Here is a 25,560-nt window from a genome sequence, read left to right as displayed (position 1 = left end):
ACTCGGCGCATCAAATGCGTAAAATTCAATTTCCGCAAGCGGATTTGTGAATCTAGCATGAAAAATGCTTATTATTTTCAGTTTTGCACTCTGTAAGACCATTTTTTGTACTTCGTTGTGTTGGGGAGCTCTGCTATTTTACTTCAGATGTTACACCCCAACTATCTCCTCATCGGTTTACTTTGGCTGTTAGCCATTGATTGTAAGGCCGAGCAGGCACTACTGACATGGGAGGCCACCGACCGAGCGTTAAATCTGTATTGCTATGAGTGCCACGGTGGCTTTTCCACCGATGCGGGGCTGGACTTAATTAATATCGACCCACGAGCCGACCTCGTGGCGCAACCGGAGCGTTGGGCCGAGGTGGCGCATGCGTTGCGTACGCACTATATGCCGCATCCGGATGGCAGAGAGATGCCTCAGGAAGCACGTCAGCAACTCGTGCGTAAGATTGAGAGTGAGCTGGTGCTACTGGCGGCGGACTATCAGCCGACCTCAGCTTCGCTACGGCGTTTAAATCGAGTGGAGTTCAATAACAGCTTAAACGATCTCTTTTTCATTGAGGGCGACTGGGCGAGTGCTTTACCCGCGGACGATGCCGGCTATGGCTTTGATAATATTGCGGCGGCGCTGACGGTTTCCCCGCTTTTAATGGAGCGCTATTTTGATGTGGCGGCTAGCGTGGCCGGGGTGGCGGTACCGCAGCGCTGGCCCCAGCAAGAGTGGCAACTGGGTGCAGGAGAGTGGACGGGCGGGCATAACCGTGGAAGCTCGCGTGTGATCGTTGCCAATGGCGCGCGGCATGCCGTGAAGCAACGCGTCTTCTTCCCTGCAAATGGCCGCTATGACTTGCAATTTGCATTGAGTGCCGAGCAGGCGGGTTCGGAAAAGGCGCGAGCAGCATTTTATTTAGACGGCCAAGCCGTGGCTGAATACGAAGTGAGTGCGGCTAAGGGCGATGCACCTGAGGTATTTGAGCAGTCGATCTCAATCCAGCATGCGGGGGAGCATTTATTGGAATTACGTTTCTTAAACGATTATTATCAGCAGGATGCCACGGGGAAGCTGGACCGTAATTTAATTTTTCACCATGTCCGACTGCTGGGGCCGGAGCAATCGAGTGAGGACTTGCAGAGCCTCTTTTTGGATCGTCATTTTGGCTCACAGCCCGAGCGTCTGAGTCGGCAAAAAATGCGCGATGGCATACATCGCTTTGCCAGCCGAGCCTACCGACGTCCGGCTCTACTAGAAGAAGTCGACGCATTGTGGCGCGTCTTTCAAGCCAATGATGGTGGCAACCGCGAAAGTAGAGATGTGCGCAATGGGCTTTACGCCGTCATCGATGCCGTACTGAGCTCGCCCTCGTTTCTCTTTCGCTTTGAAGGGCAGGTCGATTCGATGCGTGAGGACAGCTTTGCGTTGGCCAGTTGGCTCTCTTATTTCCTGTGGAGTTCGATGCCCGACGATCGACTCTTTGAGCTCGCCCTGCGACGTCAGCTACACGAAAACCTAGCGAGCGAAGTGACGCGCATGCTGGCGGACCCGAAAGCGATTGCACTCGCGCAGAACTTTGCTGGGCAGTGGTGGCGTATTCGAGACTTGGAAGTGCATCAGCCAGATCTAAGCATTTATAAAAATGCGAACCGAAAATTATTGCAGGCCATGCGCGAAGAGACGGAGCAGTTTTTTATGTATGTCTTAGAACACGACCGCCCCGTATTGGATTTTCTCAATGCTGACTATACCTTTGCAAATCAATTGCTGGCGGAGCATTACGGAATCTCTGGCGTGCGCGGAGCTGACTTCCGCAAGGTCTCTTTGGCGGATACGCCACGGCGAGGTGTCTGGGCGCAGGGGGGCGTGTTGACTGTGAGCTCGTATCCCAATCATACCAGCCCAGTCTTGCGTGGTCAGTGGATCTTAGAAAACTTGATCGGACTTGCGCCTCCTCCACCGCCAGACAACATTCCCTCTCTGCCCAACACTGAGGGGCGCCCCGATCCAAGTGATCTGCGTGTCAGCTTAGCTCAGCACCGTGCGAACCCGAACTGCGCCTCTTGCCACGACATTATGGACCCCTTCGGTTTGGCCTTGGAGCATTTCGATGGAGTCGGGCGCTTGCGCTCGCCGAAGGAGCGCAAAGAACTGACGGAGGAGACGCTCTTCGATGGTGCGCGCATCGCCAGTCCAATCGAGCTGGCGCAGTATTTTGAGCAGCAACGTAGCGGCGATTTCGTGCGCAATGTGGCTGGTAAACTCGCGATCTATGCCGCGGGCCGTGGGCTCGATTGGCGAGACGACGCCGCTCTGCAACGTATTGCCGACGCCACTGCTGCGCAAGACTTTCGGTTTTCTGCACTGGTGCAAGCCGTGGTAAAAGAATTTGCACCGCTCCCCAATAGGAATATGCTTTCAATTAGTCATCACGCCCCTTGATCTTTTTATGAATACGCCCGATCGCCCAGCTTCTCTTTCACGTCGTGCTTTTTTACGTGGTGCCGGTGCCTTAGTGGCATTGCCGTTTTTGCAATCACTCGTGCCGACACGCTTGCAAGCCGCGGCGACTGCCGGCGCTCACGCGCCCACGCGCATGGCATTCATCTATCATCCCAATGGCGTGATCCAGGAAAACTGGAACCCCGGCGCAGTGGGACGCCTAACTGGCTCCCTTTCGCGAACCCTGGAGCCATTGTCCCCTTATCGACGCTACGTAAATGTGATTAGCGGCCTGGAGCATCGCAATGCCAATGGCAACGGTGATGGTCCTGGGGATCATGCGCGGGCCACCGCGACTTTTTTGACCGGCGCGCAGGCGAAGAAAACCGGCGGGGCAGATATCTATTTAGGTCGCTCGTTTGATCAAGTGGCCGCGGACCATCTCAGCCCCGGCAGTCGTTTTCGCTCATTGGAATTTTCGGCGAGCCACTATCGCCGCAGCGGTGTGTGTGACAGCGGCTATAGTTGCGCCTATCAATATAACTTCTCCTGGCAAAATGCACATACGCCGCTGCCGCCGCAGGTGAATCCGCGCGCAATTTTTAAGCAACTCTATGGCGCGAGTGATCCACGTGAACTCGCATTGATGGAGCAGCGCATGACGCGCCAGAAAAGCGTACTTGATACCCTGCGTGCGGATACCGCACGTTTGAACCGTAAAATTAGCTCCGAAGATCGTGAGCAATTGGAGGAGTATTTCACTTCCTTGCGCACGGTGGAGCGGCGTTTGCAAAACACTCACTTCGAAGCCAATGAGATGCCCCTCGACTTTGAATTGCCGGGCGGGATTCCTGCGTCCTATCGGGAATACCTAGACACCATGTATGATTTGATGCTCTTGGCTTTTCGCACCGATTCCACGCGTGTGATTACTTTCCTGCAAGCGCACGACGGTTCCGCGCGTGCCTTTCCCGAGTTGGACATACGTTCCGGACATCATCAATTGTCGCACCACAAGGGAGATCCGCAAAAAATCGAATCCTTGAAACGTATCGACGAGTTTTATCTGCAAGCCTTTGCGCGCTTTTTAGATAAGTTATCGAAAACTCAAGACGGACAAGGTCGCAACTTGATTGACAGTTGTATGCTGGTGTATGGCGGCGGTATCGGGGATGGTAATCGCCACAACCATGACAATTTGCCGGTGGTTTTAGCGGGGGGCGCCATTCCTGGTGGTCGGCATTTGAGCTATAAGAACGAGCCCATGTGTAACCTTTATTGTACGATGCTGGAAAAAGCAGGCAAGCCAGTGGAGCGCTTCGGGGATAGTAGTGGGGTGCTAGCTACCATTTGATAAAAACCTGCAGTGACACAGAAATGTCATAAATGCTTGGTTTTTTAATGAGATATGCTTATCTTGAGTTCTGCTGTTACCGCCGCTGTGGTGACCTTAAACCCAAAACAGAATAAATATATGTCAAAGATTGAACTCGTTGAAGCGCTCCAAAAGGAGCTCGGTCTGGAAAGTAAAGCAGAGGCAACACGCACCTTGGATGCTGTGGGCGCCGTTTACTTAAAAGCTCTCAAAAAAGCGGCTAAGGCTGTGAAGAAACCGAAGCGTGGCGAAGCATCCGTAAAGCCTGCTGTAGTGGCTCCGCTTCCTGGCGTTGGTAATTTCTACTTGGGTGCATCGGCACCTCGCAAGGGCCGTAACCCCCTCGACGGTTCTTCAGTCAATGTGAAAGCTAAAAAGAAGATTTCCTTCAAGGCCTCACCTTCGATTGCTGCAAAACTTTAAACATCGCTCGCGCGATGTTCCTGAGCTTCACGTATCGTGCGTGAAGCTTTTTTTATGTCTAATAAACAGCTGGTGCTCAATGAGAGTCCTTGCTAGCTATCTTATAGAGCAATCGAAAGTCCTTAAAAAATGAATACAAAGAATCCAGAGGGCAGTGTCCTGGGCACGCCAGTCGCTAAACTAAAAGAGGTCTACGTTTCCATTGATGGCGGTGGCAGTAAAACCGAGGCTGTGGCGTTTCTGGCGAATGGAGAAGTCCGGGCGCATGTCTTACTGGATCTGCCACTGAACCCCAACGGTTCTGATGTGGAGACTTCCCAGGTCTTGGCACGGATTTATGCTGGCTTGAGTGCGCAGACTTCTTTGTCCGAATTGGAGGCTGTTTTTGTGGGACTGGCCGGTGGCTCCAATGCCGAGATTAACGCGCACTTCCAAGCGCAGACCGCACAAGCTTTTGGAGCTCAGGCTAGGGTGCAGGTGATGCACGACGCCGTAGCTGCGCTCTGGAGTGGCATTCATCAGCTACCTGGGCTGGTGTTGATTGCGGGCACGGGCACGGTGAGCTATGGTATCGATGCGCAGGGACAGGAATTTCGCGTCGGGGGCTGGGGCTACTTAATTGGTGATAACGGAGGAGGCTACGACCTAGGGCAGCGTGCCTTGCAAGCGATCACCGCTGCGCACGACGGCGTGGGGCCAGCTACAGTTTTGACCGATCGCATTTGTGCCGCCTGCGCAGTGGATTGCGTGCTTGATTTAATTCCGCTAGTCTATCGCGATGGTAAAAAGCAGATTGCAGCCTTGGCACCGTGGGTCATTGCCGCCGCCAGTGAACAAGATGCTGTAGCGTTGCAAATCATCTCAGAGGTGACATCTTCAGCAGCGGAGCTATTGGCTCAATCGGTCAAAAAAGCAGAGCAAAGCTTTGATATCCGCTTGCCTGTTGACGTGGTGCTGGCTGGGGGCTTGTGGGAGGCAGCAATCTTTAGACACAACTTCGAGATGCGTCTTTCAGACTGTGGGCTGTCCGCAGCCATTAATTTGATACGACCCAGTTTGCCGCCTGTCTTTGGTGGTGCACGCTATTTGCTACGCATGCAGGGGCATGCCACTGAAGCCAGCTTTGATGCTAAATTCACGCAGGGCTTCAATCGCTTTATCAGCTCGAAGAGTTTCGACTCTGAGCGTGAAGCCAGCACAAGTCGCGAAGCATTCGAAGCCGACGCGTCGACAGCTACGCGTTGCGAGGATTTCGGCGCGTTGGCGACTGAAGGTGGCGACCCTGCGATGCGGGATCTCGACATGTTGGATTCGCTGGCGATCGTGCGTTTGATTGCAGAAACGAATCAAGAAGCCGTGAGCGCAGTCTCGGCAGTCGCTGAGAGTATTGCAGCTGCAGTGGAAGGCATCTTTGCCAGTTTGTCGGCTGGTGGGCGGCTCTTCTATGTGGGTGCCGGAACCAGTGGGCGCTTAGGCGTGTTGGATGCGTCGGAATGTCCTCCGACCTTCGGTGTGTCGCACGAAAAAGTGCAAGGGGTGATTGCTGGTGGCGAGTCCGCATTAATTTATCCCGCTGAAGGCGCCGAAGATGATGCCTCGCAAGCGGGCAAAGATTTGCGTGACCGAGCCTTGACGCAGCATGATGTGGTGGTCGCCATCGCGGCGAGTGGGCGCACTCCTTATTGCATCGGAGCCCTGCAAGCCGCCCGTGCTTTGGGTGCACGCACTGTTTCGATCGCTTGCAATCGCGATGCCCCATTAAGTCAGTGGGCCGAGTATCCGATCGAAGTCGCGACCGGCAGCGAGATGATTGCAGGCTCCACCCGTATGAAGGCAGGCACCGCGCAAAAAATCGTGCTCAACATGCTAAGCACCACAGTCATGATCCGCATGGGCAAGGTCTATGCGGGCCATATGGTCGATATGCAAGCGACCAACGAAAAGCTTAAGGTCCGGGCTCGTCGCATCGTATATCAAGCCGGCGCCTTGAGCAGCGAGCACGAAGCCGGCGTATTACTTGAGCGCGCGCAGGGCGAAATCAAGGCCGCCATTGTGATGGCGCATACTGGCCTCGATTTCGCCACAGCCAAACACAAACTCGAGCAACACCAAGGCTACGTGCGTGCCGCGATAGGCAGCTCATAGCCTTGGTGCACTGTTTGTGCCTATTATTTTAAATCGTTGCTGCGAGCGTTTCGTTCAAGCCTTGTTCGAAGCCGAATTGTGGACGCCAGCCAGTCGCGGCTAGTTTGTCGGCACTGGCGGAGGAGTGTTTAACATCGCCGGCGCGAGTGGGCGCGTGAGTGATTTCCGAGCTGGAACCTGTTAGTGCCACAATTTGTTGTGCCAGATCGTTAATGCGAATGCTGCCTCCATAGCCGATATTGTAGGCACCTGTGACGCTCTCGGTCTCGGCCGCGTAGGCGAGACCGGCTGCAATATCTTTCACATAAATGAAGTCGCGGGTTTGTTCGCCATCGCCGAAGATCGTAATTGTCTCGGACTTACGAGCTTTGTCGATAAAGATGGGCACGGCGGCCGCATAGGCGCTGTTGGGATCTTGACGTGGGCCAAATACATTAAAGAAACGTAGGCAAGCGGTCTGGAGCCAGTTCTCGCGTTGCCAGAGTTCGCAGTAGTATTCGCCATCGAGCTTGGTGATCGCGTAGGGGCTGCGTGGCTCGGGTGTCATACTTTCAACTTTTGGCACGCTGGGGTTGTCCCCGTAAATCGCAGCAGAGCTCGCCAGCACGAGTTTCTTTGCTTTGGCGGCTTGGGCGGCTTGTAAGACATTGAGCAGGCCATTGATGTTGAGCTCCGCGCACTCGTGTGGACGCTCCATTGATTCGGGCACACTGATCAGTGCGGCGAGGTGGAAGACGTAATCGACGCCTTCCATGGCTTGGGCCAAAGCCTCCTTGTCGAGTATACTAGCTTCGATGAATTCGCAATCGAGACCGTCTAAATTACTGCGATAACCGGTTCGCAAGTTGTCGAGAACACGGATCTCTGCTTTGCCTTGATAGTGCTCGACGACGTGACTGCCGATGAACCCAGCTCCTCCTGTGATTAAAATACGCATTATTGTGTGTTCTCCTTATTGGTGTGAGTGACCATGTCGTTCATAGCTTCAAATTGTTGTTCGATGGATTGCACAAGCGCAATTTGTGTGCGGCAGCGATCTAGGTTGTGGCCTTCGCGTTTGATTTTGAAATATTGGTCGCCCTCTAGATAGTCGGCCAGGAAGCGCATACCCGTTTCTAATGTGATTAGTTTGCCGGCAAAGGGGAGTTCTGCGAGTTCGTGTGAATTTAGCATCGAGCCAGTGCCTTGCAGGTAGCCTTTAACCAAGGCTTCAAACATAGGCATTTGCATGACAACTTTACTGGTGTCGGGCTCGTCTTCTAGCGCTGGACTGGTCGCGGTGCGCACCAAGTCGCCAAAGTCGTAGAGTGCGAGGCCAGGCATGGTGGTGTCTAGATCGATGACGCAGATGCCGGCGCCAGTCTCGTCGTCGATCATTACGTTATTGAGCTTACAGTCGTTATGTGTGACGCGCTCGGGCAGTTGGCCTGCTTCCATCATTCGCAGCAGGCGACTTGCGTCTTTTTCACGTTGGGTAAAGAAGGCAATCTCGTCGCGCACGGACGCCGCTCGATTGCAAGGGTCCGCTTCGATGGCACGCACTAGATTTTGATAACGCGCGGCTGTGTTGTGGAAGTCGGGAATGGTCTCGTGTAAGCGTTCGCCGCCGATATCGGCCAAGAGTTGCTGGAAGTCGCCGAAGGCCTTGGCGGCCTCGAAGGCTTGTTGCGGGCTCTCGATTTGATCGTAGGTTTTGGCTTGTTCGATAAAGACGTAGCAGCGCCAGTAGTAGCCGTCTGCGTCGCGGACATAGGGTTCGCCGCTGCGAGCGGGGATGATGCTCATCACGCGCCGAGAACTGTCGGCAATTTCGGCCCGCTCGCTAACCGCAAGGTTGTGCGCGCACACGCGGGCAATGTTGTCCATCAATTCGGCGGGATTCTGAAAGATACCGTGATTGATGCGCTGGAAGATGTAGCGCAACAAGCTGCCACCTTGATTCACGTGAATGGCAAAAGTATCGTTGATATGCCCCGATCCGTAAGGAGCGCCGCTGACGAAGTCGCCATAAAGTGCAAATGCCTGGGTGACACTTTTCAGTTGGTCTTGGGAGACGGGTGTGCGTTCAAATTTCATGATATGGATTTATGCGTGGAGCTTGTTGGGGTAAACACCCTCAGTGATGAGTTGTTGGATAAATGCCTCAACCGCTGCTTTGTCTTCGCGGTAAGTGACGCCTGTCCACTGGCTATTTGTGCGAAGGACTGTGACTTGACTGCGGCCATTCTTAATTTCTTCGTCCACTACAAAAGGGATAAAGAATTCAGATTTCGCCTCCTCGCCGTGAGCGGATAAGAACTCGCGAAATTGCGCATTGAGCGCGTCAAAAATGCTGCATTGGAAGCCCCATAAATTCATGGAGACGAGCTCTTCGCCGGTAAAATTAATTTTGCCGGCCTGCGCACCTGTGTCAGTTTTGGAGATGGCGGTGACTTCTTCGACACTCAATAACTGATTGGCCTCGTCTGTGCGGCATACGCCTCGGGAAACTGTGCCGTGCTCGCTCAAGGTGTTGCGCAGCGGGTAGGCCACCATGGCGTGCTCTTGTGCGCCATGCGAATCCGATAAGAATTGTGCCAACTGCTGATAGGCGTCTCTGCCGTAAAAGTCGTCCGCGTTGATCACTCCAAAAGGCTCGTTGATGACATCTTGGGCCATCAGGATGGCGTGCCCGGTGCCCCAGGGCTTGCTGCGGGTTGCGGGCACCTCGAAGCCTGGGGGGACAGTCGTTAATTCTTGAAAGACGTATTCAACCTGAATGAGCGCTTCATAGCGTGCGCCTACGACCTGCTTGAACTGTGTCTCAAAATCGCGACGGATGACAAAGACCACTTTGCCAAAGCCTGCTGCCATGGCGTCATGCACGGAGTAGTCGAGGATCGTCTCGCCATTCGGGCCGACGGCGTCCAGTTGTTTTAAGCCTCCATAGCGGCTGCCCATGCCAGCTGCCAGAACGAGTAGTGTTGGTTTTAATGGTTTCATTGTTTTTGTGGTTAAATTTAATTAATTAACAAAAATGACAATGATAAATTTCAACAATATTGATTCTCTCGTTTAGCGAGGTGACTTACTCTTGGCTGGGGCCGTTACGGATTTTCAGGCTGTAGGCCTTCGGGGGCATGCCATAGGTATTTTTAAAGGCGCGCGAAAATGCGAATAGTGAGTCAAACCCTGTGCGCTTGGCCACCTCGGTTACATTAAGGTCACTGTCCTGCAATAATTTGGCGGCTTCCGATAAGCGCGACTCGCGAATGTAACGACCGAGGCTGACGCCGAGGCGATCACGAAAGACCGCTCGTATGTGACTGACGGAGTAGCCGATCCCTTCAGCTAGGTCTGAGATTGTAGGCGCATCGCTTAGGTGGTCGCGCACGTAGCTATTAATCTGCTCTAGAATTGCATCCCGACTATCGTCTTCGGCTACGCTTTGATAGATGCGTTGATCGGGGATATTGCGGAGCTGCCGCATGTGCTTTAGGAAATGAGATAAGTGGTAGGCCGTCTCCAGTGCGTTCGGTTGTTTTCCATCGTTTGCATGGTAGTGCAGCAGTGTGTTCTGTAGCCCTAGAATACCAGTCGCGTCCAGTCGTCGGGGCGAGCTTTTGAGAGTCGCTAAGCTATCGGCTTCATTCATCTCGAAGGTGATGAAGAGCCAGTCAAGTTGCTTAGCATCGACATCCATATAATGGTGAAACTGGTTTGGGTGAATGAGTGCACAATCGCCCGGCTCAAGTAGGAAGCTCTGCTCTCCAATACGCACCGAGCCGCTGCCTTCTAGCACGCAAACGAGTTCGAAACGATGGTGGAAATTATGGCTCACGCCCTCTGGTCGAAAGGCGGTCCGGTCCCTGCGGTCAAAGATTATGATGTTGTCCGGAGTCGGTGATTGTCGAATACGTAAGCCATTGAACAAGCTGTCCGGAACCTCGACTGCGTTAGCCATCAGCCGCAGAGGTTGTAGCAATTCTAGGGGTGTGGATGGCTCATCTTTGCGAACCGATTGATTCGCTGCTATGGGTATCGGATGACTGTCTGTAGCTGAAGCTGTATCTTGGCGCATGAATCGGCGATCTTGTTAAAAATACAAAATTCCTGCATTCTAGTGAGGAGTGCAAGTTTTAACACGGACTCATGCAATGCGAACGTGATCCGATCGCACCTTGGTATTCTTACGAGTCTACCATTTTTTTGTCATGCAAATAGGGCAGGTATTTATCTTCGTCTGCTGGCGACCAAAACGAATGCCGACAATCCGAAAATTAGTGCATAGGTGCTAGGTTCTGGCACTGCAGATACCAGTTTCTCAGTGAAGTTTGTATCTAGAGCGGGGAGGTGTAGTTCTTGTCCGCCGGTGACGACGTTGTTAGCCACGACGACTCCCTCGATAATATTGCTGACGCTATTAATATTGGCTTCAGGAGCGAGAATACTGCCCCAGAATTTACCACTGCCAGAAATCTTGATGGTGTCCGCTGCGGTGGCGTCGACGAAATTGAAGAGCATTTTTGAGGCGAATGTATCGTTCCAACCATCGTTTTTGAACGTACCAGTTGGGGTGCCTGTCACATTAATGACGACACCGTCGACTGCTGCGAGTTGATTCAACAATGACTTGTCGTTATTATTCCTGATCTCCGTCAGTTCACTAAAGGCCATGTTAACGACTACTAAGCCATCGCTGTTCGAATCCACCAAGTTTCCGACTAAGTCCCCTTGATTATTTACATAAATCGAGGCGCCACTGTCGTTGTTCAGGTTGCCGACATTCACCGCGAATTGTTTCATCGCTTGTGCGCTGGAGTTGATATCCATCGTGGGGTCTAGGATCACTTTGCCGCCAGAGTTGACTTGAATTCGTTTACCATTACTGAAGGTCGCCATGCTGCCACCGTTGGTGAGTAAGACGCCTGCATTCACGCCATTTGTGCTGATGCGAACGTTGCCGGAGTTGATGGTCATATTGCCATTTACGGAACCGCCGACGATGACTGATTCATCGGGGGGTGTCACAGTCAATGTGTTAGGCGCACCGGAAACATCACCATAGGTGGAGCCGTATACGATAAAGCGGCCTTCAGTGTGTGCGTTTGTTGTATAATCGCCGAGTGCCACCATATTATACTTTGTGAGCAAATCCGCTACGGGCAGATCCAATGTGCTCGCTTGACTGATTGGTGCCATCATGAGGCAGCTTCCAGCTGCGAACAGCGCCATGCGGGTGTAATTGGGGATGGCTTGTAATAAAAGTGTAAATTGCATATTACTAAAATCGATACGTAATAATACGTAGTTAGTCAAGGGTGTTTGCCTTATTTTAATTAGGTGCTGCGAATTGTGCTTTTTACGATTTTTCGTCCAAGTTGCCGACGCTATGGGCGGTCTATTTGCATCAGTGCAGCAGTTGACTCGTGTAGAACTGCGGGGAAGATATTTCTCTCACCTTGGCTCAACCCGTAAATATTCATGAAAATATCGCACTACCTCTCTATGCCGTCACTGGCTCTTATGTTGATCGCCCCTTTGCACTCGACCATTGCTGACGATGAGTGGTTGCCCGCAGGAGATTGGCACTTGGATTGGTCCGATGAGTTTTCGGGCGATGGCGAGCTCAAGGATTGGTATCCCATGCTAGGCTATACGCCTACGGAATTTAACAAGAATGATGAAAAAGGCCTACGCTGGAATGGTCGCTCGGAGGATACCGCTCAAATGTATAGCGTCCGCGAGGGGCAGCATTGGCTCAATGGAGAGGGGCAGTTGGTCATTCGTGCAGTCAGTGATAAAACTGAATCCAATGCCAATGGCGCCAAAGTAAAAACTGCCTATTTGATGACTGGCTATCCCGAGCGCTGGGATTCGACAGAGCCGACACAGGTGAAGTGGGATGGAAAGTTCTTCAGTCCGCAGGATGGGGCTCTGTATATTTCAGCCCGCGTGCGAACGGATCAAGTGGTCGGGCATTCTACTTGGTTTGCCTTTTGGCTCTTTTCGCAGACGCGCGCCTATAACGACAATCCTGTCGATGGCACGGAGGTGGATGTGATTGAAATCGCGAAAGGCGCGAAGAGCTACTTGGACCACAGCTTTAATGTCGCCAATCATTGGTCACAATCGGGTGGTTCCGAGTCTAAGCAGTTCAACCCGCTGTCCGACCCTCCAGCGCTTTCTTTGGTAAATGTGATGGACAGTGACTATCATGTCTATGGCTTGGAGTGGACCACTGAGTCGATGAAGTGTTATGTGGATGGACAGCTTTACTACAGCTTTACGGAGAACATTCCCAGCGATCCGGTCGATATGATGTTGCTACTGACGATGGAATTTCAGGTCAACGCATGGGACCCCAACCAAGGCGACGGTCGCATCTCGGGGCCCTATGTTTCGGATTCTGAAGAGATGCGTGAGATGTCACGCGCACTGGTGGATTATGTGCGCGTTTACGTCGGCGAGTAGCAGCTGTGTCAGCCCGGTGGGAGCGGGGAGAGGCGACGATTGCTTTACTTTTTTATTCGATTGAGGGTAACGATAAATTCACTGCCGCGCCCTTTATCGCTGCTGACCTCAATGCTGCCGCCGAGTTGCTGAACAAATCGATGAACGATGGCCAGCCCCATACCCGCGCCTCCAAATTTTCGAGAATCGCTGGCGTCTTCTTGCACGAAGGCTTCAAATATACGCTCTCGCTGACTCGCATCAATACCAATGCCCGTGTCGCGAACGTGAAAGCAAATTTGCTCTCTGTTTTGAGCGCTCACCTGTAGTGAGACTTCCCCAGTGTGGGTGAATTTGACAGAGTTGGAGAGCAGATTCCAAAGTATTTGCCGCAGCATCGCAGGTTCACATTCGATCTGTTTGCATTCTAAAGGAATGCTCTTGATGGATAGGATCAGTCCTTTCGCTTCGGCTTGATGCTGCAGTGGTGGCACTAATTCTGCGAGGAAGTCTTCAAGTGAAATTTCTTGAATATGATCAATTTGTATATTTTGCGATTGGCTCAGCACGAGTACGTCGTCCAATAAACGTGTTAAGGTCTGAGCAGATCGTAGTATGATGGTTGCATTGTCTACAATTTCTGCATCTTGTGATGACATTTTTATGAGCTCGGACATGCCACAAATCCCATTCAGTGGCGTGCGCAACTCATGGCTCATGTTGGCATAAAAGCGCTCTCGCATAGTTACAAGTTCACGCTCCATTTTTTGGCTGTGCTGAACGCGCCGTAAAAAAAGGTAGTAGATCGTGATCAGGAGTAAGAGCAAGATAGTGACAATACCCGTAATACTACGTATGTATGTTGCATTGGGACTTACCTGCAGCCAACCGCCTTTGGGCACTGCAGCCATTTCCCAGCTGCCTGAAAGCAACTCGATGGGGAAATGGACTGGATTGGACTGGCTAATGCTCTCGTGACCGTAAAAAAACTTGCCCCGCGCTCCGGATGCGTCGAGTCCACGAATGTTGACTTCGATCGGCAAGGAGGGATCCAACAAGCCTGCCTCTTTGTATAGAATGCCCGTGTCTAATGGGGTGGAGATAATGCCCCAAAAACTTCGTTCATTGCTTTCTGGTGAACGGACATAGACCGGGAAGCGTCCAATGACCGCTTCCCCGCCTTGGACAAGTATAAAGGGACCTGCGATCAGCGGCTGACCTGTTTTTTTGACTTTGAAGGCACTATGCCGTTGGGTTGGGTGCTTAGAATAATCAAGCCCCACAGCCGCTTCATTACCCTCGAGGGGATAGACATATTTGACAACCATGTCCGGTGCCGCCGCGATATTACGTAATCCGGGGCGAGAGCGCACCAGTTGCGAGCAAATGTCTTGAAATTGCGTATCCGTGATGCCGCCATTGATTTCGATCACACGTGCCAGGCCCACGACTAAATAAAAGGTGGAGATGGCTTCTGCCTGGATGCGAGAAGCTAAAATCGAGGCCTCTAGCAAGCATTCTTCGCGCTGATCATTAACTGCGATTTCGAGGTCGATACGCTCCAGATAGAGGTCGATCGCCACCGCCGCCACTATAATTAGGCTGGCGATCACTAGCAGGTAAGGTAGCGGGGAGCCCTTACGACTGCGTTTGTGAGTGATTTGCTGGCTTGGGGGTGACATGTTTGGTAGAATTGAAGGGGCGTTTGCCCATGAATATGATTGGGTCGTTTATTCAGATATATGAATCTTTCAACTGTTATATTCACCGACGAGTCGCATTTTTCGTTCCATATCTATGCATGATAATGTTTTTTAGGTGTGACTTGTCGCCGCCTCTGCTGCAGTCAATTGGGGGTATGCATTTTAAAGAAGAGTCGCGTTTTATAGAAACCATCGCAGCATTTGATTCGCTTAACAGTCAGGATCCGGATGTGCTCGCATCAGAGGGAGGGCCGATGCCAAAGGAGCTCCACGATGCATTGGCAATGACACGCTGGGTGGACGCTCTTTACCCAAATGCCAGCGAAGCAGTACATTTGGCGGCGCGCTGTCAGCACTTGTGTCGTTGGGAAATGCCGCGCGGTGACTATCCCGAAGGCCGCAAAGGCTATCTGAGATGGCGTAGCGACTTAAAAAAATGGCATGCACAAAAGAGCGCCGAACTGCTACGAGCTCACGGCTATGAGGATGCCACGGTCCAGGCTGTCACTACCATCAACCTGAAAGAAGGCCTGAAGTCGAACCAGGACGTGCAACAAATCGAAGATGCGCTCTGCTTGGTCTTTCTTGAAACACAGTTTGAGTCGTATCTGAGCCAGTGGGAAGAAGACAAAATCATCCGCATCTTACAAAAAACTTGGGCGAAAATGAGTGAGCGCGGGCATGCCGCCGCGCTTCGGTTGCCGTTGTCCGAGCATGCGACGCGCTTGGTACAGCAAGCCTTGGCGTGAGCGAGGCGCTGGGCCGGAGATTGCTCTCTGCGCGACTGAATCGAGTGGCGCATGGCAGGATTCGAGGTTTCTGTGACATGGAGTTAATAGGCGGATCTGCTATGCTGTGTAGCATCATTCACACATACTATGAAATCTAGAATAATCACCTCCTCAGTCCTACTCACTATTAGCTGGCTCCTAATCGGGAGCGCTTGCTCGACCAGCAGCGCCATACGCACGGGAACGCAGCAATATGAGGCGACAAATCCGCTGCAAGTGAAGCTTTTGACCAGTTATCCTCTTCATTATGAGACTTTAGGACTCGTAGAGGCATCTGCTCCGAAGGGGTATTTGCGCAAGGCCGAGCATGCGAGCCAGGCGGCATTGACTGCGTTAAAGAAACAGGCGGCATTGATGGGGGCTGAAGCGATCGTCATCAAAGATTACTCTTCCTCTTCGACGCCTGACTTTAGTGTCGGGGGCGGTAGTGATTTCGGCGTACTGTTTTCATCGGACAAAAAACACGTCACAGGGGAGGCGATCCGTTTTACGCAGTTGGAAACAGCCTCGCTACGTTGATCGCCTTGGTGGTTGACGCAGTATGACGGCATCACTAACGCTGCTTGATAAGCAGTCGTCACATTTAGGAGCTTCTTCAATTATCAAAGTTCGATTTTTCATTTTTCCGGGTATACAAATGCTCGATCTCGCGGGGCCTCTCGCAGTATTTGAGATCGCGCAACAACATGGTGCGCGTGCTTATGAACTGGAAACAGTTTCATTGTCAGGTGGGCAAATTCCTTGTTCCAATGGCCTGTCCTTGGATTCCAAGCGTATGAATGGAAGTCCTACGGACACCTTGATTGTTACCGGTAGCGATGAAATGGCAGCCGTGTGCGACTGTTCAGATACTTTGAACGCGCTGCGTGGTGCAGCGGTTGATGCGAATCGTATCGTGAGCGTGTGCACGGGTGCCTTCTTGTTGGCTTCAGCAGGTTTATTAGATGGGCGAAAAGTGACCACTCATTGGCGCTTCGTAGAGGCGTTTCGACAGCAATATCCTAAAGTCATCCTCGATCCTGAACGAATTTATCTGAGAGACGGACAGGTTTGGAGCTCTGCAGGCATATCCAGTGGTATCGATTTGGCACTGGCTCTGGTGGAAGATGACTTTGGCGAAAGCATTGCTCGTTTAGTCGCTCAAGATTTAGTTGTCTATCTACGACGCCCAGGGGGGCAGTCTCAGTATTCGGAATTGCTACAGACGCAAGCTCGCTCAGAACGCATGAGCCTAGTGATCAATTACGCGCGTGCACATCTCGACCAAGACTTAAGTGTCGAAGCCTTGGCCACAGTGGCTTCTCTAAGTCCCCGTCAATTTGCGCGTGTATTTCGCGCAGAAACAGGTCAAACGCCTGCTAAGGCGATCGAATTATTACGTGTGCGATCGGCTCAAGTTTTAATAGAAAATCATTACTCGCAGTCGTTAGAGGAAATTGCTCAAGTTTCGGGTTTTATGGACCTAGAAAGGATGCGCCGTTCTTTCATACGTTTACTTGGACGGCCACCGCAGACCATACGACGCGAAGCTAAAGAGCGAATGCTTTGAATCTGGTGACTGGTCAGGCACAGGCCGCGCATTTTAGCTTAATCTCTATTTTTTTTAACCTTAGACGGGCAAATGGGATCTGCCCGAGACCTAAGTAACATCTGGTTGCCAAGCCTAGAACATTAGGTAGAGCCATACGACGATTGTCGCTAGCAGTGTTAGCCCCAGAGCTGCCCAAAGACCGTTGCGCACGCCACTTCGTTCATCAAATTTACAATGTGAACTCAGTGGTAAGCTTGCTCGTTTGGTTAATACACGTCCGAGTTTAGCTGATATTAGGGTGCGCCCATTGACGGCCCAGCCAGATGCGTCCAGCAAGGGGGCGAGGGTGCGCTTGCGCAATTTTAGCCACGCAATCACCATCGAAGGTAGTGAGATCATTAAAATTACGCCTAAAACAACCAAGGGCAGCTCCCACCATGTCAGCGCTTTCATGGTATTAAAGAGGGAGGCCAGGCCGGCTCCAACAGCGCCGAGCGCGATCCCGCCAGCTGCTAGCATGGCCGCAAGTCCCCCGATTGCGGGGCCATTCGCACTGGTTTCAGTCGCTTTAGGATCACCTACGGAATCCACTCCGGTTTCCATTTGTTTCTGCATCGCCTTATCGCGAGTTACGGCCCATTTCTCAATTTTCTCTCCGATGAAGCGGCCGATGCGAACATAGGGCATCAAGAAGGCTTCGTGGATGCTGATCGGGTTTTCGATCAGGCGTACTATCGTCGTGTCCCACAGGAGACCCTTGCGATCGCGAAAGACCCCATTGCGACCTACGATTAGGTTCGAGGAGTCACCGGCAGAAAAGACGGCGGCAATGTAGAATTTGGTCGGTGAGTCCTGACGCCGACACTCACAGTAGGCGACAAAAGCGCGCGAGAGCGTCGCCAACACTGCGTGTTTAGTCGGGTCGCCAACGCGTAGACAGAGCTGGCACTCCCGCCCATCCAGATAAAGCTCGCCCGCTTGAAAAATTGCAGACACTTGCTCGTCGTAGAACTGTTTGAAATTAACGAAATTTTGTAGCAATACAATTAAATCACGGTGATAGCGGGCCAATTTTTCTACACTATCGATTGCTTTCATTTCGGGGGCTAAGCGTGCGTCTTCCTCTAGTAAGGCATTAATTTTGTCCCGCAAGTCCGAGGCGAGTAGGGCGCGCACTCGTTTGATTTTTAGCTTTTCTATGCCGGTAGAGGGTTTCGACTGTCGCCAAAGCCGATAGGCTTCAAAGCGTGCTTTAACCGCTTGCCACTCATCGATCTCTAAAGAATCGCCGGGGCCTATGCCGAGCGGGCGAATCACTTTTTCACACAGGCTGAGCATGCGGGCGCGCCATTCTGGGTTGATCCCCTCGAGAATGGGCACGGTTGAGCTCGGCGAAATCCTGGCGAGCGGTAAAGCTTCGATATCTTTACGAGGCTGTGAAAAATCACTGTCGGCGATTTCAGAATACAGAGCCACTCCAGGATTGAGAGGTGCCTCGGCGCGGGCGTCGAAGGCGGCCAGTTGGCAACGCGCAAAAAAATCATCGATCTTCTGCTCGACTGCGATGAAATGTTTGAAAGCATCAGGCGTGGCGTCACCGAGCGGAAAGACATCTTCGCCCTGAGTGGTGTCGATTTCACCTTGTCGCCACCAACTTTCGTAGCGCTGCATTTGATCAAAAAAGGCATCGAGTTTCGCCTTCGTGATACCGGGCTCGCCGCTGCGGTCGATTTCCGCTCCCAAGCAGTCCATGATCTCGCCGATCAATGTCTGTAGTTCGGGGTCGCCGCTGGCGTCTTTGGCGATTACACCATCTCCATTCAGGCGAGACTTGCCATAGATCTGTTCGGTATTTGCGGCTTGCTCGACCGAAATCGATGTGGCCTCCGGCGCGCCCATATTTGCTAAGATGCGCTTGGCGGAAGCCAGTAGTTTCTCCCCCTCAGCATCCTCACAATTGATTGCCGCCAGTGGCAAGTCACCACCAGCGAAGAGTGACTCCGGGTGTGACAGACGTGCTAAAGTCCAATCCACGGCAGTGAGCATTTCCTCAATACGGACACGACTGTCGGCATCGTGGTCGATTAAGGACAATGTGCGTGGATCAATTTCGAGATCGTTGACAGGGCAGCTAAGTGCGACCCAGAGTTTGGGATCAAGAGTACTCAGCGCACGCAAGTCTTCGACTGTATCGATCTGAACTTGAAAAATGCCGCCGCGGCGGGTGAAGTTCCAAGAGTGTGTTCCGTTAAAGCTCGGGATTATATTCATATTTAACGGACACTTCACCGGCGCCGCGACTGGCAGGTGCCGTCCTTATTGAATTGTGTCGTGGGCAATCTGACGTAGTGATGCGGCTTGTGCCTCTGTCATTTTCTCAGGCTTGTAAGTAATTTCACGTGGGTCCTTTTCGAAGAAAAATTGATACCACATCAAGCCTCCCAGGTATTCGCCATTACGCCCCGCGTGGAAGCCATCAGTTTTGACGGACCAATTGTCTTCTTTGTCTTTTTTCCAATAGAAAATGCGGTTCATACTTTTGCTTTCGTCAGGCAGATTCGCCTTGTCTTCTGGATAGCTCAGGCTGTTGAGATCGATGCTAGTCGGCTCGTAATGCCACATTTCAGTCTTGCGGGCATTTTCAAAGGCGGTGCCCACCGGGATGATGCGTAGGCCATATTCCTCGGCGATTTGATTATAGGCCGCGTGAAGTTTGGCATACATTTCACGTGGATCGAGGCCCCAGTCAGTTGCCCGATAACTGTCGACACTATGCGACCAAGTTTCATGCACGATAATCTCTGCCTGAGGTGCGTATTTTTTGATATAGTCGATCAAGTCCTTCGCATGGGGGTAATAACTATCGATCTTATAGCTCTTGGTGCTGACTTGCTGGATGGTGATATAGTCCCATTCGCGGTCCTGCAGCATATGCTTGAGTGAGACATTGCGAGCCGCATCTTTGCCGTCGATTTTGTAAGTATATTTAGCACCTTCCTCAGAATTCGCTTCATGGGCCTTTGCCAAGCTCATGTGCTTATCCAAGGGACAGCCTCCGATGTATGCGCAGGCCACGACAGCATCCACCTCCGGATCGGATGCAATAATTTGCGGCAGATACTTCTGCGAGTTTACGGTGAAGCTGTTACCCACTCCAAGGATTTGGATGGTCTCGGCGGTCAAGCTGAGCGTCAAGCAGAGTAATAGGGCGATCGTTCCTAGACGTATTTTTTTCATTAGATGTATGATAACTGGGGAGGGATTGGGCACATTCCAATGTAGGCGCATGCCTAATCACTTTAATTTGAAAGCATAGAACCTATGTCTTCAATCGTGTTTGTCACGGTCGTTCTTAAAAAAGCACTTTTTTCCAGATTCTATCAATTCCTACTTGACCCATAGGCATGAGTATCGACATCTTCCGAACCTTCAATCCACGCGGGTATAGTTTAGAGGTAAAACATCTGCCTTCCACGCAGAGGTCGTCGGTTCGATTCCGTCTACCCGCACCATTTCGATATAAGAGCCTTAAGTGCAAGCACTTGAGGCTCTTTTATGCTCTGAATTGGTGGTTGGAATGGCTGTTTCTTACATACTGCTTACATACCTGCCTTATTAGTCATTAAGATTATGAATGCCTATGTCGGCAATAATGTGAACAGTAGTGCAGTCGTTTTGCATCGGCTTTAGTGCGGGTTGCGGTGGCATTTGGCTGTCATTGAGACTATGCCTGCCTGCTTGCCTGCGGGCGTTCCCGTCTTGCTCCCGCTGGTCTTTTGCTATCGGCCTGCATACGGAACAAAAAAAAGCGGCCTCCCATTTCTGAGAGACCGCCGAACGGACGAAAAAGCTACTCGGTGCTGGTGCTGAGTTGGGCGAGTAATATCAGAATGGCGGTCATCATGCCAAGTAGGCTGAGCGCAATCTCTGCAATTAAGCTGCTCATAGCGCCTTCAGCGTGTTGACCAAAGCAGGCAACTCATATTGCGGCATGTGTCGAACGAGTGGACGAACCTGTTCAGAGTGCCCGGGAGAGAAGATATTTACCTCGCTTTCAACATTGCCCACGTGCCACCGAATAACACCTCGGCTAGTTGAAACTGTAGGGATGCTGGCCCAAGCTTTCCAAGCAGTAAGTGACTTGCTGAACAGCGTTGTAGCTGCGAACACCTTTAGTCTGGTTTGTTCCGACTCAAACAACTTCGATGATTGCTTATGCCACTCAGTCAACGCGGCGTCGGTTGCGGCCTGGGCGGTTTTGTGCAGTTTTTCCCGCATCGGCAAAAGGGCTGTTTCCAATTCAATGCAAAGATCGAATATGGATTCTTGCACTTGCTCCAATTCGAGCTCGGCAAGCAAGTGTCCTGCCGCTAGGTCTTTGACTTTCTGAATCGCCTCGGCTGGGTTGAGCCCTTCCTCTTTTATGAGCTGGCGAGCATGGTCTTCTGCGCTTGGAAGTTCGACGTTCGCGACTTCGGCAAGCTGGTTGTATTTCGTGACTAGCTCGGCAAGCTCAGTGGTTTTGCTGCGTAGTATTTTCATGTGCTGTCTTTTATTGGTTGGTAGTGATCGGCGGAATGCCGATTTTTGAAATTTTGGTTTTCGAGAACAAGGAGTTGGGTGTGCCCGACTCGATTTGAATTTTGAGAGTAAAAAAAAGAATCCTTAAAGCGGGGCGGGGGGCGGCTTTCCCGTGCTGAGCTGTGGTTCTGCTTGCTTTGTCTGCCGTGTAAACTTGATCGGCTTATAGAATTTGTGCAGCCGGTTGAGAATCGGTTGACGCCTATCAATTGAGAATCGGTTAACGAATCGGGCGGCTTCCATATTTGAGGAAATAATTGTAAACTTCCTCCTTTCGATGCGTCGCTTGATTAGTCCGAAGAATGCGACCTCTACGGACTCTGAAATTTGCAGCTTGTCGAGATCGTCAATTGCCAGAATTGGCACCTCTGACAACTCATTGAGCCAGTCCATTGATTGCCCAAATTTGGCCTTATTTTTCGCTTTTTCTGCGAATTCGTCGGCCTCCACCCAAATCACTACGGCCTTGTCGATTGGTCTTTTGTTTAGCAATTCGATTGAAACGTAATTGGTCGTCCATCTTAAAATGAAATGCCACTTGGCAGTTGTCTTGCCTCCGAAAGACGCTCCGTGCAGATACGCGCCCGCTGGGTGCGGTGTATGGTGCTCAATACGGGTGTGGAGGGTGTCAGCTAGCTCCATGAGTGTCTCGTAAGCCTTGGGGCTTGGAGGTGTGCCAGAGGTATCATAAAAACCGAGCTCTTCTTCAATCGGGCAAGCAATTTCAAAAGCATCTCGGAGGGCTATCCATGAAAACTCGGTTCCAAGTATCGCAGAGCCATTAGGCAAAACTATGATTGGATCTCCTTTTGATAATTCACCTCGAAGGATTCCCTTGCTCATTGAGCCATCATTTTTTTCAACCTCGACTTTCGATGTTACCTCTCCGCCGTGGTCGATTATGGAAGCCTCCCGTATCACTGCGACCTTGCTCCAAAGTATTGTGCTCGGTGATGTGATTTCCTCATCAAAATAGAGCGTGTCAATTAGGTTGTTAGTTACCATGTGGAAACCTCCGTCTCTGTTCCGCTTTGGGCAGAAGACTCGATAGAGTCTGACCGCCCGGAGTGCGGAATAGATTCCTCATGCCCCTTTAGGGCATGAGACTCTTTATTAATGGACGTTTTCTGTATAGGTTTTTGTCCTCTCCGAAGTGGACGCACTGTCCCTTCTGAAGTGGACGCCTTGTCCTGTCTTGAAAGGATTGAATACATGCACGCTTGGTGCAGAACCTTAGCTTTTCCAGTGGGCTTGATTTGGACTATTAGCCGCGCTCGACATAGGGCGTCGATGTAACGTGATACTCGCCTTGATGAGAGCCCTGAAAGCTGTCCAATTTCTGCCAGTGAAGCATAGAACATTCTCTTTTTATCCGTAGGTGTGCGAGTCTCTAACCTGCATAAAGCAATGTAAACCGCTAAACCTTGGTGTTCTGCGACCTCGACAACTCGCCTGAGTGCAACCTCGGACGCCCAGCAATATGGCCTTTCAGCGTTTGGCGAAGTTCCACGCCATTGTGTATTTGATTTATGAATACGGTTTTTACTTGCCCCTTCGGGCTTTTCTGTATTATTTTGTAAGTCCATTAGTAGAGTTTTAACGGTCGTGCCTAGTCAGCACGGCCGTTTTCTTTGGGGGGCGTGACATAGCTGCGACATTTCAGGTTCATTCAGAGAATCCGGCGCGTGCGTCAATGAATGCGAATAAGCTGTTTAGCTCTATCAATCTAGTTCCCCGCTTGGCTCCCGCTTCCCTCAAATGGCAAACGCGAATCCCGTTCTCACGGTTGCTTGATAGCTTCAGCAACTGCCCGCGCTTAAGCCCTGTATGCTCGCAAGTCTTACCGGCCTGCGGTAGTCGAATCCACCGTGGCGCGGTGGGTGTTTGGGTGTCTTGTATTGTTTCCATGCTCTTAATAAAGCATGGTGCTTCTTTCTTGTATACCTAACGTAAAGGGGATTTTTTTTGCCTATTTCCCCTTTATTATTCTTTGAAGTTTAGCTCGAAGCTCTTTCCTGCGCTCCCTAACATCCACAGAAGCCCAGCGAGACGGATACATTTTGCCAAGCAATTCCCCAAGTTCATCATTAGAAAACATCTCGGAACGCCTGAATCCCATCATAAAAAGTTCAGGCATAAAGTCTAAGCGTCTTGAGTAGGTGGCACGAATTTCAGATAGGCAAGCAAGTGTCCAATCGGGTGAGATAGCCATGCAATGACCTAGTAAGGATTTCGACTGATCGAGAGCTTCTTCAGGCCATAGGGCGGCACTAAAGAAGTTGCGGTCATTCACTTGTGTTGTAAAGGGAAGCCCTTGCACTTGATAGCGCGTTTTGATTGCGCTTGGTATGTCTGCCCAAAGCTTACGGAAATTAACGCTCCGAGTGGCAAGCAATGGGATTAGGCCATAAATTAAAAAGGGTTTCATCGTCGCTCCCTGTATGGTGTCGCTTACTGTTTTTACACCTACGCCATTTTCTTCTTTTGTAAGCTGGAAAAAGGATCGCGTGCCTTTCTCGGCTGTAACGGAACTTTTTTGATCTAAATAAATCCGAGGCCCGAAGATTTCCTCAAATCGTCTAATCTCTTCAAGCCATCCTTCCGAGTTTTGGTCTGTCATTTTTCTCGGCATTAGAACTCAATTGAGGGCAGTTTACTTAGTCCGTCGCGTAAAGTCTCGGTCTCTAAGTGTGAATAGCCTTTGTGAACTTTTTCGTCGCTGTGTGAAGTGATCTTCATGCGGAGCTCGGGAGCTACTCCGGCGGCGGCAAGGTGGCTTGCAAGTGAGTGCCTGAAGCTGTGAAAACTGAGCTTTGAAACGCCTCGGCCTTTATCCTTAGAGTCTTTGTCTAATGCTGGCCCTGTGCGCTTCTGGTCAATTCCTGCAAGTGGCATGAGCTTGTATGAGAAGAAACGGCTCCGGTCGGCTGGCTTCCATGCGTGCAACTCGGGAGTGATGCAAGTGGCGGGATCATCTGGCAATGACAGCTTTAAGAGGTGGTCTTGAAGCGCGGGGTGCAATGGCAGTTCGATCGGTGCAGGATTTTTCTTGCGCGTTTTCTGCGGCACAAAGCTGATTGTATTCTTTTGAAAGTCGATTGCTTCCCACGTCATACGGGTAGCATCGGCAAGACGCATAGCACAGTAATAGGCAAAGTGGATAGCAGTTATCCACTCATTCCCCAGCTCTATGCTTTTGCAGGCTTTCAGCAGTGCCCCTATTTGCTCGGGTTCAAAGGGGGCTTTCTCCATGCTTCCGCGTGCTGTCTCGGAAGGCTTGGCGGCGGCGGCTGGATTGAAGGAAAGCTTTCCTAGTCGGCATTGTTCAGCGAATGGGATTCTTAGAATCTTCAAGCTGTTGGTGATTGTTTTCTTGGCGAGTCCTTTCGCGGCGAGTCCGTCGATATATGACTGAGCGTCTCCCGCTGTGATTTGCTCAAATGGTGCTTCTGAGCGGTCGCCTAAGCTGTTGACGAAATCGCGGGAAACTTGGCGGTAGCGTTGCATTGTCGTTTCGGGCTTCCCTGACTTCTCGGCTCGCTCAATCCATGAAGCGAAAAAGGCTTTTGCGGTCAAAGATTCCACGGGAGCGGAACCGCCAAGCACTAGCAATTCATTGAAGGTCTCTTTAATCTCGGCTTCCCGTTGCAGTTCCCCGCGTGCAGCTCGCTCGAATAGTTCAGCCATCTTTTGAGCGCGTCGCTTTGCATCGGCTCGATCTTTTGAACTTCCCGCGTCGGGAATCTTCGTGCTGCGGTTCCTTAGCTTTCCATCTTTATCGAGAAAGCAAGCAATCCAATTTTTGCAATTTGGGAGTTTTCGTAAGTAAGCCATTTCGACTTTCTTACATACTACTTACATACCTGCATGTAAATCATTAAAGTTTTTAAAATCACAGTTGTATTGTTTATGCGGGTTAACGGGCGGTGCCCTTTATTTGAAAGCCCCAGAATCGAATCGTCGGTTCGATTCCGTCTACCCGCACCATGCTTCGCCCTGCGAGCGACGCATGGCGCAGCCAAAGTAGCGACACAGATGGAAGCATGCCCTGCGTAGTTCGCAGAACGAAGCGGGGCGCGACTTTAGAATTAAGTTACGGCTTCATTTTGGTCAAAAAGGCTAAGATTGGGGACTCGCTCTTTC

General features: G+C 51.3%; 19 protein-coding genes, 1 tRNA gene and 2 pseudogenes. 10 read left to right on the top strand and 12 right to left on the bottom strand.

Annotated features, from left to right (window positions below; all coding sequences use genetic code 11):
• Positions 1 to 147: 147 nt before the first annotated feature.
• The 5 genes and pseudogenes from QEH52_RS04190 to murQ form a co-directional block, all read left to right on the top strand.
• Positions 148 to 2,436 (top strand): DUF1592 domain-containing protein, encoded by a 2,289-nt coding sequence (locus tag QEH52_RS04190; RefSeq protein WP_308948805.1) that lies wholly within the window; start codon positions 148 to 150, stop codon positions 2,434 to 2,436.
• 7 nt (positions 2,437 to 2,443) lie between these two features.
• Positions 2,444 to 3,790, top strand: a complete 1,347-nt coding sequence (locus tag QEH52_RS04185) for a DUF1552 domain-containing protein (RefSeq protein WP_308948804.1) — start codon at positions 2,444 to 2,446, stop codon at positions 3,788 to 3,790.
• A gap of 54 nt (positions 3,791 to 3,844) precedes the next feature.
• Positions 3,845 to 4,234: an HU family DNA-binding protein gene (locus tag QEH52_RS04180; protein ID WP_308948803.1), complete on the top strand. Its 390-nt coding sequence runs from the start codon at positions 3,845 to 3,847 to the stop codon at positions 4,232 to 4,234.
• A gap of 129 nt (positions 4,235 to 4,363) precedes the next feature.
• A pseudogene (locus QEH52_RS20505) lies at positions 4,364 to 5,278 on the top strand (N-acetylglucosamine kinase); the annotation flags it as partial.
• Between the two features lie 204 nt (positions 5,279 to 5,482).
• Positions 5,483 to 6,379 (top strand): annotated as a pseudogene (gene murQ, locus QEH52_RS20500) (N-acetylmuramic acid 6-phosphate etherase); the annotation flags it as partial.
• Between the two features lie 28 nt (positions 6,380 to 6,407).
• Here the strand turns inward: murQ and QEH52_RS04170 are convergent.
• From QEH52_RS04170 to QEH52_RS04150, 5 genes are all read right to left on the bottom strand, one after another.
• On the bottom strand, positions 6,408 to 7,316 hold the full coding sequence (locus QEH52_RS04170) for an NAD-dependent epimerase/dehydratase family protein (RefSeq protein WP_308948801.1): 909 nt from the start codon (positions 7,314 to 7,316) through the stop codon (positions 6,408 to 6,410).
• Positions 7,316 to 8,455 (bottom strand): phosphotransferase enzyme family protein, encoded by a 1,140-nt coding sequence (locus QEH52_RS04165; protein WP_308948799.1) that lies wholly within the window; start codon positions 8,453 to 8,455, stop codon positions 7,316 to 7,318. Before QEH52_RS04165 ends, QEH52_RS04170 begins: the two co-directional genes overlap by 1 nt.
• A gap of 9 nt (positions 8,456 to 8,464) precedes the next feature.
• Positions 8,465 to 9,361, bottom strand: a complete 897-nt coding sequence (locus QEH52_RS04160) for a nucleotidyltransferase family protein (protein ID WP_308948798.1) — start codon at positions 9,359 to 9,361, stop codon at positions 8,465 to 8,467.
• A gap of 85 nt (positions 9,362 to 9,446) precedes the next feature.
• On the bottom strand, positions 9,447 to 10,439 hold the full coding sequence (locus QEH52_RS04155) for a helix-turn-helix transcriptional regulator (RefSeq protein ID WP_308948797.1): 993 nt from the start codon (positions 10,437 to 10,439) through the stop codon (positions 9,447 to 9,449).
• A gap of 152 nt (positions 10,440 to 10,591) precedes the next feature.
• The gene (locus QEH52_RS04150) at positions 10,592 to 11,638 is read right to left on the bottom strand and encodes a collagen-binding domain-containing protein (RefSeq protein WP_308948796.1); all 1,047 of its coding nucleotides are present in this window, start codon (positions 11,636 to 11,638) and stop codon (positions 10,592 to 10,594) included.
• Positions 11,639 to 11,842: 204 nt separating this feature from the next.
• Between QEH52_RS04150 and QEH52_RS04145 the strand changes: the two genes are divergently transcribed.
• Positions 11,843 to 12,832 (top strand): glycoside hydrolase family 16 protein, encoded by a 990-nt coding sequence (locus QEH52_RS04145; RefSeq protein WP_308948795.1) that lies wholly within the window; start codon positions 11,843 to 11,845, stop codon positions 12,830 to 12,832.
• 44 nt (positions 12,833 to 12,876) lie between these two features.
• On the opposite strand, the gene QEH52_RS04140 is transcribed toward QEH52_RS04145, so the two are convergent.
• Positions 12,877 to 14,493: an ATP-binding protein gene (locus QEH52_RS04140; RefSeq protein WP_308948794.1), complete on the bottom strand. Its 1,617-nt coding sequence runs from the start codon at positions 14,491 to 14,493 to the stop codon at positions 12,877 to 12,879.
• Between the two features lie 176 nt (positions 14,494 to 14,669).
• Between QEH52_RS04140 and QEH52_RS04135 the strand changes: the two genes are divergently transcribed.
• From QEH52_RS04135 to QEH52_RS04125, 3 genes are all read left to right on the top strand, one after another.
• Positions 14,670 to 15,263 carry a DUF4202 domain-containing protein gene (locus tag QEH52_RS04135; protein ID WP_308948793.1) on the top strand — a complete coding sequence of 198 codons (594 nt, stop codon included), beginning with the start codon at positions 14,670 to 14,672 and terminating at the stop codon, positions 15,261 to 15,263.
• A gap of 129 nt (positions 15,264 to 15,392) precedes the next feature.
• Positions 15,393 to 15,824 carry a hypothetical protein gene (locus QEH52_RS04130; RefSeq protein ID WP_308948792.1) on the top strand — a complete coding sequence of 144 codons (432 nt, stop codon included), beginning with the start codon at positions 15,393 to 15,395 and terminating at the stop codon, positions 15,822 to 15,824.
• Between the two features lie 22 nt (positions 15,825 to 15,846).
• The gene (locus QEH52_RS04125) at positions 15,847 to 16,854 is read left to right on the top strand and encodes a GlxA family transcriptional regulator (protein WP_308948791.1); all 1,008 of its coding nucleotides are present in this window, start codon (positions 15,847 to 15,849) and stop codon (positions 16,852 to 16,854) included.
• 114 nt (positions 16,855 to 16,968) lie between these two features.
• Here the strand turns inward: QEH52_RS04125 and QEH52_RS04120 are convergent, their stop codons facing one another.
• Positions 16,969 to 19,107: a hypothetical protein gene (locus QEH52_RS04120; protein ID WP_308948790.1), complete on the bottom strand. Its 2,139-nt coding sequence runs from the start codon at positions 19,105 to 19,107 to the stop codon at positions 16,969 to 16,971.
• A 45-nt stretch (positions 19,108 to 19,152) separates the two neighbouring features.
• A complete protein-coding gene (locus tag QEH52_RS04115; protein ID WP_308948789.1) occupies positions 19,153 to 20,073 on the bottom strand; it encodes a DUF4886 domain-containing protein in 921 nt (306 codons plus the stop codon).
• Positions 20,074 to 20,274: 201 nt separating this feature from the next.
• Between QEH52_RS04115 and QEH52_RS04110 the strand changes: the two genes are divergently transcribed.
• Positions 20,275 to 20,348: transfer RNA gene (locus QEH52_RS04110), tRNA-Gly, on the top strand.
• Positions 20,349 to 20,778: 430 nt separating this feature from the next.
• On the opposite strand, the gene QEH52_RS04105 is transcribed toward QEH52_RS04110, so the two are convergent.
• The 4 genes from QEH52_RS04105 to QEH52_RS04090 all read right to left on the bottom strand — a co-directional run bounded on the left by QEH52_RS04105 (position 20,779) and on the right by QEH52_RS04090 (position 25,104).
• The gene (locus QEH52_RS04105; RefSeq protein WP_308948788.1) at positions 20,779 to 21,378 is read right to left on the bottom strand and encodes a hypothetical protein; all 600 of its coding nucleotides are present in this window, start codon (positions 21,376 to 21,378) and stop codon (positions 20,779 to 20,781) included.
• A gap of 123 nt (positions 21,379 to 21,501) precedes the next feature.
• Entirely contained in the window at positions 21,502 to 22,422 is a 921-nt protein-coding gene (locus QEH52_RS04100) for a DnaA ATPase domain-containing protein (protein WP_308948787.1), read from the bottom strand.
• Between the two features lie 964 nt (positions 22,423 to 23,386).
• The gene (locus QEH52_RS04095; RefSeq protein WP_308948786.1) at positions 23,387 to 24,037 is read right to left on the bottom strand and encodes a hypothetical protein; all 651 of its coding nucleotides are present in this window, start codon (positions 24,035 to 24,037) and stop codon (positions 23,387 to 23,389) included.
• Between the two features lie 11 nt (positions 24,038 to 24,048).
• Positions 24,049 to 25,104, bottom strand: a complete 1,056-nt coding sequence (locus QEH52_RS04090; protein WP_308948785.1) for a tyrosine-type recombinase/integrase — start codon at positions 25,102 to 25,104, stop codon at positions 24,049 to 24,051.
• Between the last annotated feature and the right edge of the window lie 456 nt (positions 25,105 to 25,560).

Origin of the sequence: Thalassobacterium maritimum (assembly GCF_031127805.1) — a bacterium.
Classification (GTDB): Bacteria; Verrucomicrobiota; Verrucomicrobiia; order Opitutales; family Coraliomargaritaceae; genus Thalassobacterium; species Thalassobacterium maritimum.
The sequence above is the reverse complement of the archived record's forward strand: the minus strand, read 5'-3'. Positions and strand labels throughout refer to the sequence as shown.

Bases quoted from the DNA above. Each gene is read 5' to 3' on its own strand.
- QEH52_RS04130 (WP_308948792.1), top strand. From the start codon at position 15,393: ATGAAATCTAGAATAATCACCTCCTCAGTCCTACTCACTATTAGCTGG.
- QEH52_RS04155 (WP_308948797.1), bottom strand. From the start codon at position 10,439: ATGCGCCAAGATACAGCTTCAGCTACAGACAGTCATCCGATACCCATA.
- QEH52_RS04105 (WP_308948788.1), bottom strand. From the start codon at position 21,378: ATGAAAATACTACGCAGCAAAACCACTGAGCTTGCCGAGCTAGTCACG.
- QEH52_RS04150 (WP_308948796.1), bottom strand. From the start codon at position 11,638: ATGCAATTTACACTTTTATTACAAGCCATCCCCAATTACACCCGCATG.
- QEH52_RS04090 (WP_308948785.1), bottom strand. From the start codon at position 25,104: ATGGCTGAACTATTCGAGCGAGCTGCACGCGGGGAACTGCAACGGGAA.
- QEH52_RS04145 (WP_308948795.1), top strand. From the start codon at position 11,843: ATGAAAATATCGCACTACCTCTCTATGCCGTCACTGGCTCTTATGTTG.
- QEH52_RS04180 (WP_308948803.1), top strand. From the start codon at position 3,845: ATGCTTATCTTGAGTTCTGCTGTTACCGCCGCTGTGGTGACCTTAAAC.
- QEH52_RS04120 (WP_308948790.1), bottom strand. From the start codon at position 19,107: ATGAATATAATCCCGAGCTTTAACGGAACACACTCTTGGAACTTCACC.
- QEH52_RS04115 (WP_308948789.1), bottom strand. From the start codon at position 20,073: ATGAAAAAAATACGTCTAGGAACGATCGCCCTATTACTCTGCTTGACG.
- QEH52_RS04185 (WP_308948804.1), top strand. From the start codon at position 2,444: ATGAATACGCCCGATCGCCCAGCTTCTCTTTCACGTCGTGCTTTTTTA.
- QEH52_RS04160 (WP_308948798.1), bottom strand. From the start codon at position 9,361: ATGAAACCATTAAAACCAACACTACTCGTTCTGGCAGCTGGCATGGGC.
- QEH52_RS04140 (WP_308948794.1), bottom strand. From the start codon at position 14,493: ATGTCACCCCCAAGCCAGCAAATCACTCACAAACGCAGTCGTAAGGGC.
- QEH52_RS04190 (WP_308948805.1), top strand. From the start codon at position 148: ATGTTACACCCCAACTATCTCCTCATCGGTTTACTTTGGCTGTTAGCC.
- QEH52_RS04095 (WP_308948786.1), bottom strand. From the start codon at position 24,037: ATGACAGACCAAAACTCGGAAGGATGGCTTGAAGAGATTAGACGATTT.
- QEH52_RS04100 (WP_308948787.1), bottom strand. From the start codon at position 22,422: ATGGTAACTAACAACCTAATTGACACGCTCTATTTTGATGAGGAAATC.
- QEH52_RS04170 (WP_308948801.1), bottom strand. From the start codon at position 7,316: ATGCGTATTTTAATCACAGGAGGAGCTGGGTTCATCGGCAGTCACGTC.
- QEH52_RS04165 (WP_308948799.1), bottom strand. From the start codon at position 8,455: ATGAAATTTGAACGCACACCCGTCTCCCAAGACCAACTGAAAAGTGTC.
- QEH52_RS04125 (WP_308948791.1), top strand. From the start codon at position 15,847: ATGACGGCATCACTAACGCTGCTTGATAAGCAGTCGTCACATTTAGGA.
- QEH52_RS04135 (WP_308948793.1), top strand. From the start codon at position 14,670: ATGCATTTTAAAGAAGAGTCGCGTTTTATAGAAACCATCGCAGCATTT.